Source organism: Bacteroidales bacterium (genome assembly GCA_023228145.1).
Classification (GTDB): domain Bacteria; phylum Bacteroidota; class Bacteroidia; order Bacteroidales; family CAIWKO01; genus CAIWKO01.
Genome location: JALOBU010000006.1, coordinates 1 through 18,761 on the forward strand (window position 1 = coordinate 1; position 18,761 = coordinate 18,761).

Annotated in this window: 15 protein-coding genes and 2 tRNA genes; 6 read left to right on the plus strand and 11 right to left on the minus strand. The window is 37.2% G+C overall.

The features are described from left to right. The 6 genes from M0R16_04250 to M0R16_04275 all read right to left on the minus strand — a co-directional run. Window positions 1-2,533, minus strand: a 2,533-nt coding sequence (locus M0R16_04250; GenBank protein MCK9612096.1) for a zinc-dependent metalloprotease, incomplete at its 3' end; no start/stop codon positions are given. 362 nt (window positions 2,534-2,895) lie between these two features. Beyond that, window positions 2,896-3,057 (minus strand): GIY-YIG nuclease family protein, encoded by a 162-nt coding sequence (locus M0R16_04255; GenBank protein ID MCK9612097.1) that lies wholly within the window; start codon window positions 3,055-3,057, stop codon window positions 2,896-2,898. Window positions 3,058-3,227: 170 nt separating this feature from the next. Next, window positions 3,228-4,283, minus strand: a complete 1,056-nt coding sequence (locus M0R16_04260; protein ID MCK9612098.1) for a methyltransferase domain-containing protein — start codon at window positions 4,281-4,283, stop codon at window positions 3,228-3,230. 49 nt (window positions 4,284-4,332) lie between these two features. Beyond that, a complete protein-coding gene (locus M0R16_04265; GenBank protein MCK9612099.1) occupies window positions 4,333-4,875 on the minus strand; it encodes a DUF255 domain-containing protein in 543 nt (180 codons plus the stop codon). 123 nt (window positions 4,876-4,998) lie between these two features. Further along, window positions 4,999-5,919, minus strand: coding sequence for a helix-hairpin-helix domain-containing protein (locus tag M0R16_04270; protein MCK9612100.1), 921 nt, complete (start codon window positions 5,917-5,919; stop codon window positions 4,999-5,001). Between the two features lie 539 nt (window positions 5,920-6,458). After that, a complete protein-coding gene (locus tag M0R16_04275) occupies window positions 6,459-6,887 on the minus strand; it encodes a hypothetical protein (protein MCK9612101.1) in 429 nt (142 codons plus the stop codon). Window positions 6,888-7,285: 398 nt separating this feature from the next. On the opposite strand from M0R16_04275, the gene M0R16_04280 reads away from it, so the two are divergent. After that, a tRNA-Ser gene (locus M0R16_04280) sits at window positions 7,286-7,377 on the plus strand. Window positions 7,378-7,755: 378 nt separating this feature from the next. Here the strand turns inward: M0R16_04280 and M0R16_04285 are convergent. After that, window positions 7,756-8,601, minus strand: coding sequence for a universal stress protein (locus M0R16_04285; protein MCK9612102.1), 846 nt, complete (start codon window positions 8,599-8,601; stop codon window positions 7,756-7,758). 36 nt (window positions 8,602-8,637) lie between these two features. Further along, window positions 8,638-9,225 (minus strand): HD domain-containing protein, encoded by a 588-nt coding sequence (locus M0R16_04290; GenBank protein ID MCK9612103.1) that lies wholly within the window; start codon window positions 9,223-9,225, stop codon window positions 8,638-8,640. Window positions 9,226-9,559: 334 nt separating this feature from the next. On the opposite strand from M0R16_04290, the gene M0R16_04295 reads away from it, so the two are divergent. Both M0R16_04295 and M0R16_04300 read left to right on the plus strand, forming a co-directional pair. Beyond that, on the plus strand, window positions 9,560-11,497 hold the full coding sequence (locus tag M0R16_04295) for a tetratricopeptide repeat protein (GenBank protein MCK9612104.1): 1,938 nt from the start codon (window positions 9,560-9,562) through the stop codon (window positions 11,495-11,497). Between the two features lie 609 nt (window positions 11,498-12,106). Continuing rightward, on the plus strand, window positions 12,107-12,310 hold the full coding sequence (locus M0R16_04300) for a hypothetical protein (protein ID MCK9612105.1): 204 nt from the start codon (window positions 12,107-12,109) through the stop codon (window positions 12,308-12,310). Between the two features lie 204 nt (window positions 12,311-12,514). Here M0R16_04300 and M0R16_04305 read toward each other — a convergent pair whose 3' ends face one another. Then, entirely contained in the window at window positions 12,515-14,161 is a 1,647-nt protein-coding gene (locus M0R16_04305) for a T9SS type A sorting domain-containing protein (GenBank protein MCK9612106.1), read from the minus strand. Between the two features lie 64 nt (window positions 14,162-14,225). Further along, a tRNA-Gly gene (locus M0R16_04310) sits at window positions 14,226-14,298 on the minus strand. Window positions 14,299-14,337: 39 nt separating this feature from the next. Between M0R16_04310 and M0R16_04315 the strand changes: the two genes are divergently transcribed. The 3 genes from M0R16_04315 to M0R16_04325 are packed head-to-tail and all read left to right on the plus strand — an operon-like array spanning window position 14,338 to window position 17,492. Continuing rightward, window positions 14,338-15,717, plus strand: a complete 1,380-nt coding sequence (locus M0R16_04315; GenBank protein MCK9612107.1) for an MATE family efflux transporter — start codon at window positions 14,338-14,340, stop codon at window positions 15,715-15,717. Between the two features lie 48 nt (window positions 15,718-15,765). After that, a complete protein-coding gene (locus tag M0R16_04320) occupies window positions 15,766-16,335 on the plus strand; it encodes a hypothetical protein (GenBank protein MCK9612108.1) in 570 nt (189 codons plus the stop codon). Between the two features lie 17 nt (window positions 16,336-16,352). Next, window positions 16,353-17,492 carry a CapA family protein gene (locus M0R16_04325; GenBank protein ID MCK9612109.1) on the plus strand — a complete coding sequence of 380 codons (1,140 nt, stop codon included), beginning with the start codon at window positions 16,353-16,355 and terminating at the stop codon, window positions 17,490-17,492. A 45-nt stretch (window positions 17,493-17,537) separates the two neighbouring features. On the opposite strand, the gene M0R16_04330 is transcribed toward M0R16_04325, so the two are convergent. Further along, window positions 17,538-18,659: a T9SS type A sorting domain-containing protein gene (locus M0R16_04330; GenBank protein MCK9612110.1), complete on the minus strand. Its 1,122-nt coding sequence runs from the start codon at window positions 18,657-18,659 to the stop codon at window positions 17,538-17,540. Between the last annotated feature and the right edge of the window lie 102 nt (window positions 18,660-18,761).

Below are 18,761 nucleotides of genomic sequence, written 5' to 3' on the forward strand. Positions count from 1 at the left end.
ATGGATTTACAGTAATTACTTTTGTTGATAAATCTCCATCACCGCAGGAATTATGTCCTTTTACAGTAATATTCCCCGAAACTGCCGATGTGCTGTAATTCACAGTAATACTGTTTGTTGTGCTTGTTCCGTTTGCACCGGTTGGCAATGTCCAAACGTATGAGGTTGCATTTGTGATTGTTGGTACAGTGTAAGTTACAGAACTTTGTCCTTGGCAAACAGTCGCTGCCCCTGAAATAGTACCAGCAGCTGCCGGAAATACCATGCATCCGGTACAGACAATAGGATTAACAACAATGGATGTAAAAATATCAGGATTGCTAAGACCCGGGAATGAATACCATGTATCATTATATTTCAGAAATCCTGAATTTATTGAGCTTGCTCTAGATTTTACTTGTATTAAGTTAAAAGTATCAGTAGGAGTGTTATAATAAATTTGATAGCCGACATATACATCTGATCCTGTAAAAGTAACAGGATTGTCAAATTCGATATAATTAATATCATAGGGAGTTAATAAACTAATAGCAATATCTTTTGATCCTAACACGGTTCCCGGTGTAGCCCCGCCCCCCTGATAAACATTAAATGTAACCTTGTGATTGCCTCCTGTTCCACCGCTATATGCATCACCAACATATACTTCAAGACCCGTAATGTTCGGGTTTGTCAATCCTGTATAATACTCGGCAAATTCCGTCATCGAATAAGAATTATGCCCGGTCCATGTACCCCACTGTCCTGAACCGAATCCATAAAGAGTAAGGGTATCTGTGGATAGTATGTTGGTAAGGGTGTCGCAACCGGCAACAGGGGTGCCTGTGGTAGTTGCATTACCTGTTAATCCGGGGGTTTTAAAACAAATGTTAGTTGTATTGTATTCGAAAATAGCGAAATGATAGGCTGTTGCTGTTGATAAGCCGGTTACATTCACAGAAGTCCCCGTGCCTTTATAAACAACATAATTACCGTTGCCTATCTGGGTGCCGCTTCCAAAAGCCGCGTTTGCGGTATAAGTTGTACCGTTTTCAGGAGTTGCATTTACAGCGCTTCCGGCTCTTGCAACGACCAGTACGCCGCCGGTTCCGTTGCCGCGCGTCCAGCCAACAGTCATCGAATTATCTGTTATTGCAGAAGAGGTAAATGAGCTCGCTTGGGTTGACGGCGGTGTACATGTGCATCCGGTTCTGTAATTAGCGATAACAGATTTCAGTTCTCTTATGGTCCTTGCATTATCTCCGTCTAGTGCATCACCGGCAGGATATCCATTATCCTGAAGGCTTGGATTGGAAAATAAGGTCACTTCGGCGGCATCAATACCATCGTCAAAATAGGAACCGTCGTTATAAGTCATAATTGAGCAGTACTTCTCTGTTGAACTTCCCCAGCGCCAACCGGCAGAATAGGTAAATATTCCCGGACCTTCCTGGAAATTTTGTTCTTTGTGGTGACCACATCCCATATTGTGCCCTATTTCATGGATTGTTGTAGTTGACCAGCTTGCCTGCTGCACTCTGGTTAATGAAAAGGCATAATCAGGTTGGCCTGTGGATTGACTTAAAACCCAGCCCAAACCGCCTGTAAAATCAATATTTTCTAATAATACAACCACATCGGCACAATAGGTGTCCCTTAAGGTATGTGCATCGTCCATAATACCATCACTGGGATCTGTAAGATAATACAAATCGTCATTAGAATTAAGCTCCGTATAATCTATCTGTTCAGAATGAACAAGCTGTACGGTTAACTCTATATTGCTATTATCAAGGGCTGTCTGAGCATATTGCATTATACCACTAATCGTATTATTAATACTGCCTTCATATGTGCTGGCCCATGAAGCTGCTGAGGGAGTATAAAGAATCATTAAGGTTATGATATCCTGCGCTTTTGTGCTTTTTAACGGATCAGAATTATGTAAAACAGGATTACCGTTTTTGATTCCAATATCATAGGGCTTAATATTTAAGGAATTTTGTTGAGTCTTTTTTTTTAGATTATCCATTGGTTGATTATCAACCGGAGGAATGAGAGATGGGCTCCCCGGTAATGCTTTTTGTTTTGATTTATCAATTTGCAATAAATAATATTTATTAGTCTGATGGTCATATCTCGACAAAAACAGTTCGTTATTTTCAGGCACATCAATTTTTATAAAACTTTTACTGTCAAAAGTTGAAATGATACAATATCCATAATTATAATCTATTAACCGGGCCCGGATTGCAAGTGTGCCGTTCACATCAACTTCAATTTTGTCAATATATGCTTTGTATTGCTTATTGCTAAACAGATATAACAAGATCGTGTCATCCACACCGATGAATTCTTTACTCTGAAAGACCGGGTTTATTTCAAGTTCCCTGATTCTTGTTGCATTATCAAAGCTGACATTATTTTTTGTTTCAAAATTTGAAATTTTATTAAAAACATCATCCCCTTTATTTAAATTGAAGGTTTTGTTTTGGGCGATACTAATATTAACTACAAAAGTCAATACTATCAAGGAAAGCATGAGATTTTTCATACAAATTAAATTTTTTACTTATTTATTTTAGTTAATTTTTGCTATTCTTGCATTGCAAAAATAAAAAATATTTATCTGGATTCAAAAAATTCATTGTTGATCACTTTATACATTTAGAAGTTTTGGTTGGAGTTTCCCACCTATAATCAATGATCATCTCAATTATTTCTTCAAAAATGTATTCCTTCCACTCGCTCATTTTTTATTGTTTTGGTTTTTGCGGTTTATGAGGCTCTCGAAGCCACCGTATCCAAATACCTATATGCAATAGCTAACTCCGGCAAAAGCTGGTATTCCCTATTTATCAATGCATCCTTCTTTTCTCTTCGCCATCCCTGCACTTGTTTTTTTCTGTAAAAAGCCTAATCAATTCCTGGATATTCTTCGTAATAAACGAGCTTAACGGGCAACCTCCTTTTTGTTTGATTGGAGCCTTCGCCAGTCAGATGTTCCGCAAGACGTAACTCATGATTGTTGGTGTTGCCTGTATAATAGCTGTCAACGACACATTCCAGTATGTACATGTATCCTTTCATTTAAAAAAAACAATATTCTAATCTTGTTGTGAATTTTCTCTGTGGCTTCTTACTTGTTTTCTTTTTAGTTATTGCCATATCGTATTTTCAGAATCGAAACATAAAAATACAATTAAAGCAATATAGTTTACTGCTTTTCTAATAAATACAATTTGAAATCAGTGTTTTGTTCCTATGATTGAAAAACCGAACCTTGTTTCGGTGGTTATTTTCACATCAGCGTATCCTTTTTTTAACAGCCAGGAAGCGGCTTCGTCGTGGGTGTGTTCAAAGCGGTATGCGGGCGAAAGGGAGTCCATCAGGTCAATCATCTCTTCACGCCAGTTGAGCTTACGTCCTTTGAGTTTTTTAATGGAATAAGTGAAAGGAAAAATGTGAAACAAATAAAATAAAAACTGCATCCTGACGGGCATTTTGGAGGTTATTTTTCTTAAGTGAACAAAAAAGTTATGAAAAAAATCTTTAACGGGATGGTAAAGCCATAAGCATATTTTTCCTTGCGGTTTGAGAACAGTTTCAATATTACAAAAGGAAAGTTCGGTATTGGTAGTGTGATGGATAACGCCTCCACTCAAAAGAAGGTCGAAGGTATTGTTTTCAAAAGGCAGGTACTGCAGGTCGGCCTGCAACAGCCATACATTTTCGCGGAAATTGAATTTGTAAGCGTTTTCTATGCTTTTGCCCAGATCAATACCTACAACGGTATCAGGATATTTGGCTATGGCGTTGGCATTCAGCCCGTGACCGCAGCCCACGTCAATGATAAGTTTATTTTTCAGGGTATCGGCATTTTCAAGTGATTCACTGAAAAAAAGATTTTCAAGGCTGGCAGCGTCATCATGCCATACTTTATCCTGCTTTTCATAATTGAGCAGGCTCCATTCAAAGGCAAAACTTTTCTTTGTTTTTCGGTTTTTCATGATGCAGTGATTTACTAGTCCTGCATGTTTTTTCATTATTTCAGCCTTAACGGCCCAAAAATCTTCCATGTGTTCTTTAAACCATGTTTCGTAATCATCAAATGCTTCTATCAGCATGCGGGGAATTCCGTCAATAACGGGAAAAACCAAGCCGGTTTCTGAATATAGTATGCCGTCTTTAATTTCTTTAACTGCCTTATTCTGATATGTTTTTTCAAACCCGGAAATCAGCTGAAACTTCATACGGGTTTTTGATAATGGGCATCGTAGTATTTCAAGCAAGGAGTAGTTCATCTGATGATTTTAATAAGAAGTTTGCAAATATTAACCAAAAGAAATAGGCTTACTGAGTAAAACTTCCACTAAAGGTTTCTATAAACTTTTGATACGTCAATTTTTCATGGGCATCTTCTCCAAAAAAATGCAATATGGGTTCAAGGTCTTTTGCAGATTTATAACCCATGATGGTGTTTAAAATTTCGAGTTTTTCGTCTAATATCACAAAAGAAGGATACGACATACGTCCTTGTAAAAGAGCCGCAGCCAGCTGATGACTCGAACGGGAAGCATTGGGATTTGGATTTACATAAGTGTTGCCATTGAAAACAACAGTGTCTTTGCGTTCAGCATTTAATTTTACAGGGTAAAAATGTTCTTTCATATAATTTTTTATAATCTCATCAGAAAAAGTGCTGGCATCCATCTTTTTACACCAGCCGCACCAGTCGGTATAAATATCAATAAATAATTTCTTAGGATGTTTTTTATTAAGTTTTATGGCTTCTTCAAAGGTGTACCATTTAAATACCTGTGTTTTATTTTTTTGTGCAAAACCAAAGCTTATAACAAATAAAATAGCTAAGGATGTCAGGAGTATCTTTTTCATATTTTTTATTTAAGTGATAAAAGACGCATCAAATTTTAAACCAAGATTAGATTTTATTTATAATTAGGAAATAGTCGTTGGTCATTTGGAATTTGGTACTTGGGTTTTGAGATTTGACATATTCTATTCCGTGCAAAGATAACGTGAAATTTTTTCAAAATTGTTTTCGTTGATAAGGGCAGAGCTTTTTATGTCATCCAATTTCTTGTACTTACCATGCTGTGTTCGGTAATTTACAAGCGAAAGGGCAATATTGTAGCCTATGTAGGGATGGTCTTTTAAATCATTGAAACTTGCTGTATTTACATTTACTTTTCGTATGGGTTTTTTCCCTAATTCAAGATATGGCTCAATAGTATTGAATTTTGTGCTGTCCATTTTGGGTATTTCAAGCAGTTGTAACAAAGAGTAATATCCTCCCAGCTTATCTCTGTATTTGATAATTTTTTCTGCAAAATAATTTCCAATGCCTTTAATTTTAATCAGGTCTTCAGCTTTGGTCGTATTGATATCCACTGTAGACTCAGGTTTACACTCAGGAACATAGTATTTTTTGTTTTCAGACTCGCTTTTTATTTCAATAAAAGGCTCAAGAACAATGTATTCTTTTTCAGAAATGGTGTACATCTTTTTGAGGTCTTCTTTTTTTCGGAATTTTCCTCCTTTTTCTCTGAATTTTATTATGGATTTTGCTTGTCCGGGATTCAGCCCCATTTTAATCCACCCCTCATAGTTGAGGGTATTTGGGTCAAAAATGAAAGGGGAGAGTTTTTGCTCGACAGCCGAGCGGTCGGAGTCATAAATATTGAAGCTTTCCTTTTGACGATATGTTTTGGGTTTATTTGATATTAGTTCCTGTGTTTCAAGGTATTTGTTTATTTCTTTTTCAAACTGTGAATAGTCGTAATTTTTTTGTTTGATAAAATGAGGAAGCAGGATATTGGCAACAATTATTATCACAATAAGCACACTCAGCACCAGTATTCCCCTGCGCTCGCTTTTGTTAAAAGTCAGAAAGTCTTTTATTTGTTTTTTGATTTTCAAGAGATTAAAATATGGCGTGAATTTAATTCAATAATTTGTATTCAAAAAAAAATATCAAATTTTATTTTTAAATTTAAAAAATATGTATTTTAGTGTTGATTATTCATAAAATGTTCTTTGAGTTTTAAGATAAAGCGTTAGCTTTTATTCTTGATTCTGAAACTTAGGAAATTTCAAATCATACCAGGAATAATAAGTGACCGCGCCGATAGGCGTGGACTAACTTATTTGGTATGAAGGTTTCCTAAGACCTCAGAATCGGATAGGTATAGTTTCCACGCTTTTTTTATGTCCATTTTTACTGACTATTGAACTGCCACAATAAAAGCACTTTTTTGATTCATAACCTTTGAATTGATTTAAATACTACAATAATAAGACTTATAGAAGTTTTTATCCTGAAAAATGTCCATTAAGCCAAAAAAAATAATACCTTCCATTTAATAAACAGCAAAAATAGTTGATATTAAACAACTTACATGTTTTTACCGTATTTTTTTAAGGAAACTCCAGTAATTTATCAGTCGGGTAAAAATGTTTTAAGGTCTGTGGGTCTGGTGTCTTATTTCATAGTTAAATATCCTGGCTGCATTTACAGAATGATTTCTCGACCCGAGATACAAGGGGATGGTGCAGCCTATCATCACCACGCCGCCTGCAGCATAATACCACTGGAATTCGCCATCGGCAAGCCATTTTATGCCCGAATATCCTATCAATACCGTGCCGACAAGAGTGAGGATCAGGGCGGGGTTGTTATTTTTCTGGGCCTGTTTTATTTCATCAAAGGCATCGGCATAGGGCTTGCAAAGTTCTTCGAGTTTCATCAGCGAGAGATTTTTTCCCTGATAGTTGAAATCTGCACTCAGCATCCGCCTGTCGATGGTTATAGTATCAATAGTAAAGTTTTGCGCTGCCAGCAAATTTGCAGCAAGGAAAAACAGTAAGAAAAGAATATTTTTTTTCATACAGAAGAAATATGTCATAAAGGTAATTTTTAATTATGAAATGAAAGTTTGTTTTTTTGCAAAAAAAAGTTTCATCATGCACCTACGAAACGAAAAAATAAAGTTAATTATTTTTGTTGAAATAATTTTATGATGAACGGAGATATTTCAGTTTATGAAACGCTTCAAAGGTTAAATATTTCTTGTCCCAATATTTCAAGCAATGAAAGGATTGAAAGCAGGGGATACCATTTTATTTAACAATAATAATATTCTCATAGAGGATGTCTTTTAGCTGCAATTTGCTTGCAAATAAGATCATTCCAAATACTTATTATAAGAAACCCATTTGGATTGCTTTGTTTTATTGAGCAAATAATAATAAGTGTTTAAAAAAATGTAATTTTGCAACTCTATTTGGAGAGATGGCAGAGCGGTCGAATGCGGCGGTCTCGAAAACCGTTGTTCGCCTTCCGGCGAACCGGGGGTTCGAATCCCCCTCTCTCCGCCAATAATATCCGTAAAATACTGTTTGTAAGTAATTTACGGATATTTGTTTTTAATATTTATCCACAGTTAGTCCATCTTGAGCAAGTATGTTCGATTTAGAATCGCCTGCCTGTTTTTATAACTCCTATTATGTTAATATTGCAACGATACTTAATTTACCAAAATAGCAAACCTGCAGCCAGGCAAAATACGTGGGTGCAAAGAGCATTTTGTCCCGGCTGCCTTAAAAAAATAAATACATTATTTAATCTGAAATGACACGGAATGCAATTTCACGCCAGCGGGGACAAACAAACTTATTCATAAAAAATGATATTGTAAATCATGCCTGAAAAAAGAAATTTATGAAAGTATACAACCCCAAATACAGGGCAGGAAATTATTTCCAGTATTCGATTTTTGTTTTGACAGGATTAATGCACATTACAGGGATCTCATAGGCGTTGAACATCATTTTTTCATCGTAAGTCCCGAATTTGAAATTCAGGGCATCAGTAGTAATCATGATCGTGATAAGGTCTGCTTTAACTTCGTGCGCATAATCCTGTACTTGTTTTGCATAACTAATCTTTTTGTCAGCCAGAACGTGGACGTATTTTATATCTTCTTTGTCAAATTCCTTTGTGATCTGTTTGATATAGTTCTGCATTATCTTTTTGTCTTCTTCGCCACTCTGGTTTAGTTGAAAAAGATGTATTTTGGATTTAAAGGTTTTTGCTATCAGTATTGTCCATCTGACTTTCTGGCGAACTTCTGCAGTGGTGCTTACGGGGAAAACGATATCTTTAAAACCCTTGTCAAGGTTGGTTTTATTATGAACAACAATTGCAGGAACAGGAACTGTGGCGATTACTTTTTTTGCAAAACTCACGCCGAATTTTTGTCTCAGCCCTACCTTGCCGTGCGTGCCGAGTATCATCAGACTGGCTTTGATTCTGACTACCGTTTTGCCTATATCGGTAAAAATATCTCCTTCTTCGGATATGGCACTAACTTCAATGCCATATTTTTTTGCCATCGTTTTTGCGATTTTGTCAAGTTTTTCCGAGACTTCTATAATGCCCTGTTTTTCTTTTTTCAGTTCTGCTTTTGTTTTCTTATCAATGATGTGCAACAGGGCAAGGTTAAATCCTAAAAGTTTGGCAAGCTTGGCGCCATATGTAATTGCATTATCGCATACTTCAGAGAAATCTGTAGGAACAAGAATCAATTGTTTGTTTTCCATATTAATGATTTTTCGGTTAATGATTTGAAAGCAAATTTAGATTTTTTTTAATAATTCTTCCGTTTTTTTGATATTTAATGATTTTCCGGCATTTCGGAGCTTTTGTGCAGCCTGTGAATAATACTTGTGGGTGGTAAGGTAATTAAGCTGGAAGCCCAGCCAGTCTTCTTCGGAGTATATAATTTGTCTGATTACTTCCCACTCACGCCTGAGTCGTCCAGAGATTTCCAGGTAATCGTTCCGACCAAGGTAATCAAGGTCTGCATCGCATATCATTTTTTCGAGCTCGTTTTGCGGGTGGGTAGGCATTTTAGTTGCCATTATAAGCAGGCTGATAATTTCTATTTCCTGGCTGTTGTACCCAAAACCGGGTAATGCTTCATGGACTATCCGCACCGATTCTTCTTCGTGAAAATTGTAAGAGTTGATAATTCCTATGTCATGAAAAATTGCTGCTGTTTTCAGCAGGACGAGTTCTGTGCCATTAATTTTTTCGGAGTGCCCATATTCAGAGACGGATTTAAAAACATCCAGGGCATGGTATATATTATGATAATAGTATCTCGTTCTTTCTATAGGCTCAAGTTGCTTAATGGCATATGATGTCGCTGCGTCAAGATTCATCAGTTATCGAATTTTATGCAATATTAGAGATTTTTAATATATATTAAATAATTCCTGATAAACTTTTAAAAAAAGTTATAACGTTTCATAGCAAGCAATCAGTATCAATTATCGAAACAATTTTATTGTAATTTTCATCAAGATAGAGCAAATGTTTGGATTTTAATTCATTCATCATTGTTTTGAGCCCTGAAATAGTAATATTTTTATATCTGTTTTTCAATTTATGCCACATATCTTCAAAAGTACACAAACGATCGTTGGCATGCAGGAGAAATCGTAATTGTATTTTCCGGTAAAGAATAAATATCTATATTAGCACAAAAAATTGCCAGTGTCGGAGAAGGTTATTAAATGCCTGATATTATTTTTATTCCTGCCTGTGTTTTGCCTGAATGCACAGCAGAATGAAGAGGATTCCCTTGAACACCTGCTTAAACAATCCAAATCGTCCATAGATGAATTTCGTATTACAAGGGAACTTATCAATGTTTGTGCGGATCACGACGTGAAGAAAACCATAGCGCTATGCGAGCACCTGCACTTATTAGGCCTGACAAGCGGTGAAAAACCCGGAGGTGAGTTTTACGAATGGGCAGGGCTGTATTGCCTGAAGAGTTCCAAATATGAAAAATCCAAAATTTTCTTTGGAAGGGCGATTTTTCAATATATATATGAAAGAAATCCCACAAAAATCATGGAGTGCCTGGCACACATGGGATATATCATGTACATCATTGGTGATTATGGGCAGGGGATGAAGCTTAGTTATTTGAATTTAAAGATGATAGAAATAAGCGGATACAGGAAACTCCTTCCCAAGACATATAATAATCTCGGATTACTTGAGCGTTCCGTAGATAATTATGAAAGATCCATAGAATTTTTCATGCATTCAGTTGAAATTGCACCAGAATTCGGTGATACCCTATCATTAGCATCGGCGCTGAATGAGATCGGTAATAATTACATGCTGCTTAATGAGTATGATATCGCCCTGAGCTTTATGAAAAAATCCCTCTTCCTGAAACTGGAAAACCCGATCAAAAATGGGCCTGGCATTGTGTTCTCATATAATGACCTTGCGGGCTTTTTTTACAGACTTGAAGAGTATGATTCCACGATATACTACCTGAATAAGGCGTTGATCGCTGACAGCGCGAATATAGAGCCGCGTTCGCAGGCAATTATTTATTCAAATATTGGTGAATGCTATACACTCCAAGGAAAGACCAAAGAAGCCATGGAATCGTTCATGCAGGCGCTGAAGTTTTCAAAACAGGCGAACCTTAGGTCAAGTTACCAGAGCATTTATGGAGGCCTAAGCAGCGCAAATGCATCCATGGGAAATCATAAACAGGCCTACGACTATCTGAAGCTTTCATTGATATACAAAGACTCCATCTTTAACCTTGAAAATCAGAAGCAGATTAACGAGCTACGGACGATCTACGAAACTGAAAAGAAAGACAAGGAGATCCTGCTTCTGAACATGGAAACGGAAAAACAGGCAGAAAAGCAAAGGAAACAGATCATCATCATCATTTCCGTTATAGCCGGCTTACTATTGGTTAGTGCATTTGCCGTTTTTGCCTTCCGGCAAAAGGTGAGGATCAAAAAGGAAAAGAAACGCTCAGATGAACTTCTGCTGAACATTCTGCCTTCCGAGACGTCAGAAGAGCTTAAGGCAAAAGGATTTGCCGAACCCCGGCATTTTGATATGGTGACGGTGATGTTCACCGACTTCAAGGGTTTTACGGGCATTGCGGAAAAGATGAGCGCAGGGGAACTGGTAGCGGAACTGCATTACTGTTTCAAGAACTACGACGAGATCATCACAAAATATCAGATAGAAAAGATCAAGACCATCGGCGACAGTTATATGTGTGCGGGCGGCCTCCCGGTGCCGAATGTTACGAATGCAGAAGATGTCATTCGTGCTGCCCTTGACATTCAGCATTTCATGAATGAATACCGGAAACGAAGGCAGAATGAAGGTAAGCCGTTTTTTGATATAAGGATCGGGATCCATACAGGCCCCATTGTCGCGGGCATTGTCGGGATCAAGAAATTTTCATATGACATCTGGGGCGATACTGTGAACATTGCCAGCCGTATGGAAAGTAGCGGCGAAGCGGGGAAGATCAATATCAGCGTTGCGACTTATGAGTTGGTGAAAGAGAAATTCATCTGTGAATACAGGGGCGAGATTGACGCAAAAGGCAAGGGGAAGATCAAAATGTATTTCATTCTTGGCTTAATGGTTACATAATTAAGGCCGGTTTGCCGAAAAAATCCTATTTTTAGACCGGTTGCCAGTAGTTTAAAAATTAGAAAAGCGTTTATAACTTAATATTACGCTATTGTTCTGTCGTAAACATGAGATTTTTCTCTTACTTTTTTGCTTGTCCAAAAAAGTAAGCAAAAAAGGGCCTCCTTGAGAATGCTTCCTCCCGCTCTCAGAAAACATTGAAAATCTAAGCAAAGTAGTCCTGACGCAGCATAGCTGGTCAGGAAACCCCGCCTGTGGCGGGTCCTTTGCAGATTTTCAAATGTTTTCTGATTCACTCCACCGCCGGCTCGCCCGCCTGACCGTCGGGCAGGCACGTCAGGATCTGCCTGCGCACCAAATATCGGCTAACCTATCCCGAAGAAAATTGAATTGTTTTGTAGAAACAAAGTGCGCTGGCAAGAAAATATTTCGGTGTCAGGGAGTGGCCAGTGCGAAGCCTGCCGGCAAGGCAGGGCTCGATATATACTTTCTTGAATTTTTTGGTACTTTTTGTTTCAAGACAAAAAGAACAATAAAAAAACAAATTGTTAATTATTTGATTATACGGGTTTTAAATCGAGTTATATAGATCATTCTAATGCAGACAATATGCCCGGTGAACGATCGCGTCATGTACTCATCATCCCGACCATTGCGCTGGCCATTTTCATGACCAACCTGGATACCAGCATCGTCAATATTGCGCTTCCCACTCTTGCAAAGACGTTCAATGCCGATACTGATTCCCTGTCGCACGTGATCCTCTTCTCTCCGCCAATCAAAAAGCGGTTTGTTTTGCAAACCGCTTTTTGATTGAAACTACCCCTCTGCGGATAATGAGTTCGCCAGTGGGCGAACGAAAAATCACTATTACTATCACTTTTAGTTACATCACGGATGTAATTTTTGGGATATTTAAGTGAAAAATATTTCTAAATTTGCTTATTTAAAATATTTTAAATAAAAGTTGTTAAAAACAAGAAAATAATTGATTTTCAGATATTTAAAAATATAAAATTATATAGCTTTAAGGACTTTGAAATATTTTAAATAGTCCTTATTCTGAATTTTTACTAAATAAAAACCATTTGGGAAGTTCGAAATATTGATTAATATATTATCATCGGATAATTTATATTCTTTTGAGTGCATAATACTTCCTTCAATAGTAATCAAATCAATTTTAATATTTTTAAAAGCACTATTGGGTATATTGATGTATAAGAACTCAGATGCAGGATTGGGATGAACAAAAAAATCTTCAGTAGAATGATTGCAATTTATCCGGGTTGAAAAATCGTATTTTACATCAAGGAATGCCTGTACAGAAGAATCATTGGAATTATAAAATTCAAAGTAGTTATCATTATCGGCATAAGCATATTTAATTTTAAATTGGGTGAATCCGTCATTATTAATAAAAGGTAATAATGATACGGGAATATCGATCCTCATCCAGCAACCATTTTCAGCAACAGTACCGTATGTGCATGAAGCCGATGATATATCTCCGCTGCTTGAAAAATCATCGTTTTCTACCTGTAGGCTTGCTCCAAAGAATCCGGATTTAATTTCAAGTGTGAGTTCCTGATTGATAAGATTTGTTCCTGAAAGATTTTGACGTTTCAGGAAAATGCTGGCATTTTTTATATTAAATGACTGATTTAGTTCAGATGTGTTAAAAGTAATTATTCCATGCACATCATCGTTTCCAGTTTTGCCTGTTTTAATCATATCAGAACCATAATTAAAAGCAGAAACAAAACCGTTAAGGGCAGTATCATTGGCTAATATTGTTGTGTCAGGCGAGCGCAGGGACTTCCAAAAATATCTTTCAATGTGCCTGCGAATAAAGTATTCAAAGGATTCATCACTCAAGTGGAAAGAATCCGTTCCGCTGAGTGCCATGGCCGCCCTGGGGCTTGGATAATTCATGTCTCCTCCGGGAAGAGGAACACTATGTTCAGGGTATGTGATGTAGGGAGGTATGAGCAGGGGTGAAGTCTGCCCATAAGTCCATTGCATCAATCCGTTATTGTTCACAAAAAATACATTATTCCACACAGCAGAAGAGTCGGAGAAACGCTGTGACAACATAGACAACATGGTGTTTATTTCCAGAGCATTTGGTTGCCCCATATCTGTCCATTGGTCGTAATAGGGGTGAAGTGATGAAAAAGCAGCGGTTTCGACAAAGTTGGGATAATCGTATCCTGAAAGAACAAATGTTAATCCGGGCTTAATAGCGCTTATGGTATCAATATCTCTTTTTAGACTATTCATCAATACATCGAGTAAAGAGTCAACCTGAGTTGTTGACATATTTTTGTTCCATTCTCCCAGTAAATCATTACCGCCAAGACTGATATGACAATATTCAATACCCGGGTTGGCACTGAGAAAAGCAATGATGCCTTGTTTTCTTGATGGCTCAGAAAAATAGCTTTCTGCTCTTGCGCCTGCTATGCTGATATCAAATGCACTGTTTGCCCTTACGTCCGTCATTCCATAGCGGTCTAATCCTTCATTGTAAGAGTTAAAAGTCCAACTGAATAAAGCCCAACTGTCGCCTACAACCATTATTTTTGTTTCGGGGGTATTGCATTGTGCAAAACAATTGCTGATAAATAGAAAAATAGGAATTATAAAAGAAAAGTATTTCATGAAATTGGGAATGATTTTGCCACAAAATTATAAAAAAACCGATTCATTAATGAACCGGTTTTCGAGCGGAAAACGGGATTCGAACCCGCGACCCTCAGCTTGGGAAGCTGATGCTCTACCAACTGAGCTACTTCCGCATAGCTTTGCAAAAATAAATAAAATACTGGATAATTTTCTTGGTAAATGTAAAAAAACTATCCGACTTTGATACTTTTGCGGAAGATATCATGAAAATACCTTCACATAAAGAAATATGGATGCTCACGTATCCTATAATTCTTAGCTTGTTCGCAGAGAATGTAATAAACATTACAGATACTATATTCCTTGCCCGGGTGGGCGAAGCAGAACTGGGAGCATCAGCTATAGGAGGTACATTTTATGTGATATTGTTTATAATCGGCCTTGCATTCAGCATTGGCACACAGATTATAATTTCGAGAAGGCTGGGCGAGAACAAACCTGAGCAGGCAGGAAGTGTTTTTGAACTTAGCCTGTTTTTTCTTGTGTTTGCCGCGGCTTTGATATTTGCCTTAATATATATATTCTCTCCTGTTATATTTCGATGGATTATTTCTTCTGAAGATATTTATGAAAAAACACTTTTATATATCAATTATCGAATTTTCGGTATCTTTTTCACTTATATAGCTTGTGTGTTCAGGGCATTTTATACCGGGATATTCAAAACAAAATACCTTGCCGTGAACTCTGTTGTTTTGGCAGGTGTCAATGTAGTTTTTGCTTACCTGCTGATATTCGGGAAATTTGGTTTCCCCGAAATGGGTATTGCTGGTGCTGGCCTTGCAACGGTAATTGCTGAATTTGTGGCAGTGTCGTATTTTGTTTTTATTACTTTCAGAGTAGTTGACCGTAAAAAGTACAGGCTCTTTAAGCGTAAAACCTACGATCTGAGAGTTATTAAAAATATTCTTGATGTTTCAGGATTTATCATATTGCAACACCTGATATCTTTGATGGCATGGTTCAGTTTTTTTGTGGTGATAGAACACAGGGGGCAACATGAGCTTGCCATAACAAATATTGTACGAAGTGTTTATGTCTTCCTTATGATTCCGGGTTGGGCTTTTGGCTCGGCATGCAATACCCTGGTGAGCAATATTATTGGACAGGGAAATCCCGGAGGGGTTTTGCAACTGATAAGGAAAATAACTTTCCTCTGTTTTGTTGCAATCATAGCACTTGTGATACCCGCTCAAATTTTTCATGATACCATATTATCATGGTTTACAGCCGATAAGGCTCTTATAAATGAAAGTCTTAATTCATACTATATGGTTATGCTTGCGCTTGTAATTTTTTCACTGACAATGAACTACTACAATGGCCTGATAGGCACTGGCAGGACACGTGCCGCTATGTACATCGAATTGTTGGGAGTTGTATTTTATTTAGTAACATTATATTTAATAGTCAACCGGTTTTCATTACCTCTTGAGTTTGCCTGGAGCTGCGAAATTGTTTATTTTACGGCAATGTTTCTATTTTCTTATATTTATCTTAAAAAAGGAAGCTGGAAACTTCGGCCAATATGACATTATTCGCTCATAGATTTTTTAGTGTATATTTGTAAAAAAAACGAAATGGGAAAGAGGAATTTTTTTACCGGATTTTCTATTTATGCAATGTGTATATTGTTATTTTTCTGTTTAGATTCTAATGGTGTTTTTGCACAAAGAACAAATGTTGATGCCGCTTATCTCATCAGTGACGGAAGGGTAGGCAATGTGGAGATAAATATGGATGCCGGAATGCTTAAAAAATATTTTACCGAAAACCAGGTGGAGGAAAAAAAAGTAAATGGAAAAAATTACAGCATTATCAAAGTGAATGACGATAATAAAAAAACCTTAATGGAAATGGAAACCCTTTGTGCAGATATTTGCATGATTTCCAGAATATTGGTTTATTCTTCATTATATAAAACTGCCGAAGGTGTCTGTGTCGGGAAAAGTTTTTCTGATATTAAAAAGAGTTATTCTATGAAAGGTATTTATGGCGATGATAACAATACGTACCTGGTTTATGTAAAAGAGTTTAAAGATGCCGCTTTTGTGCTGAAAGGCACGGATGCTTCTGTGAAGACAGGCAAGCCATATGAATCTTTTGAAATTAAAGATACCGAACCTATAAGCAGTATTATTATTTTCTGAAAATCATTACATTTTTTATGCGTTCTCCGGTAAAAATATTTATCGTTTTAATAATATTCGCTTGTAGTATATTAGCATTTACTAAAATTACTGCCGACCAGACACATGATTACACATGCGGAGAGGACGATTCAACAATGACATTGCTGTTTATAGGTGACATTATGCAGCACCAGTCTCAGATTGATGCCGCATGGAACGATACGTTGCAGGCATACATATACGATTCCTGTTTTAAATATGTGACGCCGCTTATCAGAAGCTACGATTATGCCATAGCAAATTTTGAATTCACTTTGGGAGGCAAGCCCTATACAGGTTATCCTCAATTCAGTGCGCCCGATGCGATTGTGAATGCATTGTTATTTGCAGGAATTGACATCGTAGGCACTGCTAACAACCACTCCTGCGACCGCGGTAAAAAAGGGATTGAACGTACTATTAAAATTCTTGACAGTTTAGGGTTAAGGCATACAGGAACATTTTTGGATTCTGCAAGCCGTGTACAAAATTATCCCATGATAATTTCAAAAAACGGTATCAAAATAGCTCTTTTAAATTATACATACGGCACCAACAGCCTTGCAGTGCCAAAACCAAATATTGTGAACCTGATAGAAGAGAACCAGATAAAACAGGACCTTCAAGCTGCGCGCGATTCAATGCCCGATAAAATCATTGTGTTTATTCACTGGGGCGATGAGTATAAATCTTATCCAAACGAATACCAGGAATATTATGCTAAATTATTATTTGACCATGGCACCGATATTATAATCGGCATGCATCCTCATGTGATACAGCGTATAGAACGTAAATTTTATCCCGACAGCAACGGCAGGGAAGTTTTTATCGTATATTCTCTTGGCAATTACATCTCAAATCAGCGAGATCGCTACCGGGATGGCGGAATGATGGTGAGCCTGAATCTGGCCAGAAAGAATAAAAAAGTTTGCATTGATAATGCGGGTTATTATCTTACATGGGTTTATACGCCTGTTGAAAACAATAAAAAAAGATTTTATGTGTTGCCTGCAGCGAATTACGAAAACATCAGGGGGATTATGGATACTCTTTCCTGTCAGAAAATGAAATTGTTTCTGAGTGATTCCAGAGAACTGATGAAAAGGGAAAGCATTGGCGCAAATGAAAAGTAAAAAAAAGCCGCTTCATAAGGAGCGGCTTTTTATGAAGTTTTAATCCTAATGCTTTACAACAAATTTCCCTGAAGATTTATTATTTTTTCCTAGTGCGTTATAAAAGTACAGGCCGTCGGGCAGCATGCTAATATTTATGCTGATTTTGCTGTCGCTGTTTAGTTTCCGCTTTATCACTTCATTACCCAGAAGGTCGTAAATAATGATTTCCGTAAATTCCGCATCGCCCTGAATAGTTATAAAATCTCTTGCAGGGTTGGGGAAGAGTCTGGTGTTGCTTGTTTCAAACTCTGCTATGTTGTCAGAAATGTCGAAAGCCCACTCCACATTGGCAACAATAGTGGGTGAATAACGAAACATATTCATCCTGACAACTGGTACGCCAAAACTTTTCATCCACCACAAATACTGCAAGTTTGTGTCTTTTACGGTTATCAGATAATACCATCCGGAATTCTCGTCGTAAGGAGGCGGGAAGCTCGAACAATCGGCATAACCCCAAACCGAATCAATGGATGTGACAGAATCCTTTTGACGAAGCACGGGGAAATTGTTGTTGGGGACTATCATAGTACCCCATGCATCAATTACGCTTGTTTTATACTGGTGATGTTTAATATGAACAGTGTCAATAGGTATCTGTAAGGTAAATCCCCCAATAATAGTATCGTAAAATAAATTTGATGCAGCAGACTTTGTATTGCCAAAGCTGTACCCCGACCAAGTGTCGCCGTAATTGGCTGGCAGGGGCAATACGGTATCCGGAATACTAAGTATCAGCTTTAACGAGTCGTTAGAATTCATGTAATCTTTGATAATTCCTTGCATTGTAAGGCCTGAGGGAGTGCTGTTAAAAAAATACACATTGATGGCGCTGTCCCAAATAGTGGCGACATTTGCTGCAGGAAAGTCGTTGTGCATAGGAATGGTAGCAGCATTCACAAGGTCAATGGTGAATGTGTCAATCGTAGCATCCAGCGCTGCAAAATCCCAGGTGATATTTGCTCCGGCATTACCTGGTGTTATGGTTACATCAACTCCTGTGTCGTTTCTGAACTCATAGGTTTTTAACGGTTCTCCCAAATCACTGAAATTTAATGAAATGGGGGTTTGTGCATAAGCCATACCGAAGCTTATTAAACATACAAACAATAGAAATTTTTTCATAATGTTACAGTTTAAAGATTTATACAAATGTATAAATAAATTTTAAAATCAAATTTTTTATATGCTGTTTTTTATGTTTTGGTTTTTGCTTTCGTACATAGA

What these genes read in the sequence shown, in the direction of transcription:
- M0R16_04255 (MCK9612097.1), bottom strand. Translation starts at nt 3,057, where the DNA reads ATGTACATACTGGAATGTGTCGTTGACAGCTATTATACAGGCAACACC.
- M0R16_04260 (MCK9612098.1), bottom strand. Translation starts at nt 4,283, where the DNA reads ATGAACTACTCCTTGCTTGAAATACTACGATGCCCATTATCAAAAACC.
- M0R16_04265 (MCK9612099.1), bottom strand. Translation starts at nt 4,875, where the DNA reads ATGAAAAAGATACTCCTGACATCCTTAGCTATTTTATTTGTTATAAGC.
- M0R16_04275 (MCK9612101.1), bottom strand. Translation starts at nt 6,887, where the DNA reads ATGAAAAAAAATATTCTTTTCTTACTGTTTTTCCTTGCTGCAAATTTG.
- M0R16_04285 (MCK9612102.1), bottom strand. Translation starts at nt 8,601, where the DNA reads ATGGAAAACAAACAATTGATTCTTGTTCCTACAGATTTCTCTGAAGTA.
- M0R16_04290 (MCK9612103.1), bottom strand. Translation starts at nt 9,225, where the DNA reads ATGAATCTTGACGCAGCGACATCATATGCCATTAAGCAACTTGAGCCT.
- M0R16_04300 (MCK9612105.1), top strand. Translation starts at nt 12,107, where the DNA reads ATGCCCGGTGAACGATCGCGTCATGTACTCATCATCCCGACCATTGCG.
- M0R16_04305 (MCK9612106.1), bottom strand. Translation starts at nt 14,161, where the DNA reads ATGAAATACTTTTCTTTTATAATTCCTATTTTTCTATTTATCAGCAAT.
- M0R16_04320 (MCK9612108.1), top strand. Translation starts at nt 15,766, where the DNA reads ATGGGAAAGAGGAATTTTTTTACCGGATTTTCTATTTATGCAATGTGT.
- M0R16_04325 (MCK9612109.1), top strand. Translation starts at nt 16,353, where the DNA reads ATGCGTTCTCCGGTAAAAATATTTATCGTTTTAATAATATTCGCTTGT.
- M0R16_04330 (MCK9612110.1), bottom strand. Translation starts at nt 18,659, where the DNA reads ATGAAAAAATTTCTATTGTTTGTATGTTTAATAAGCTTCGGTATGGCT.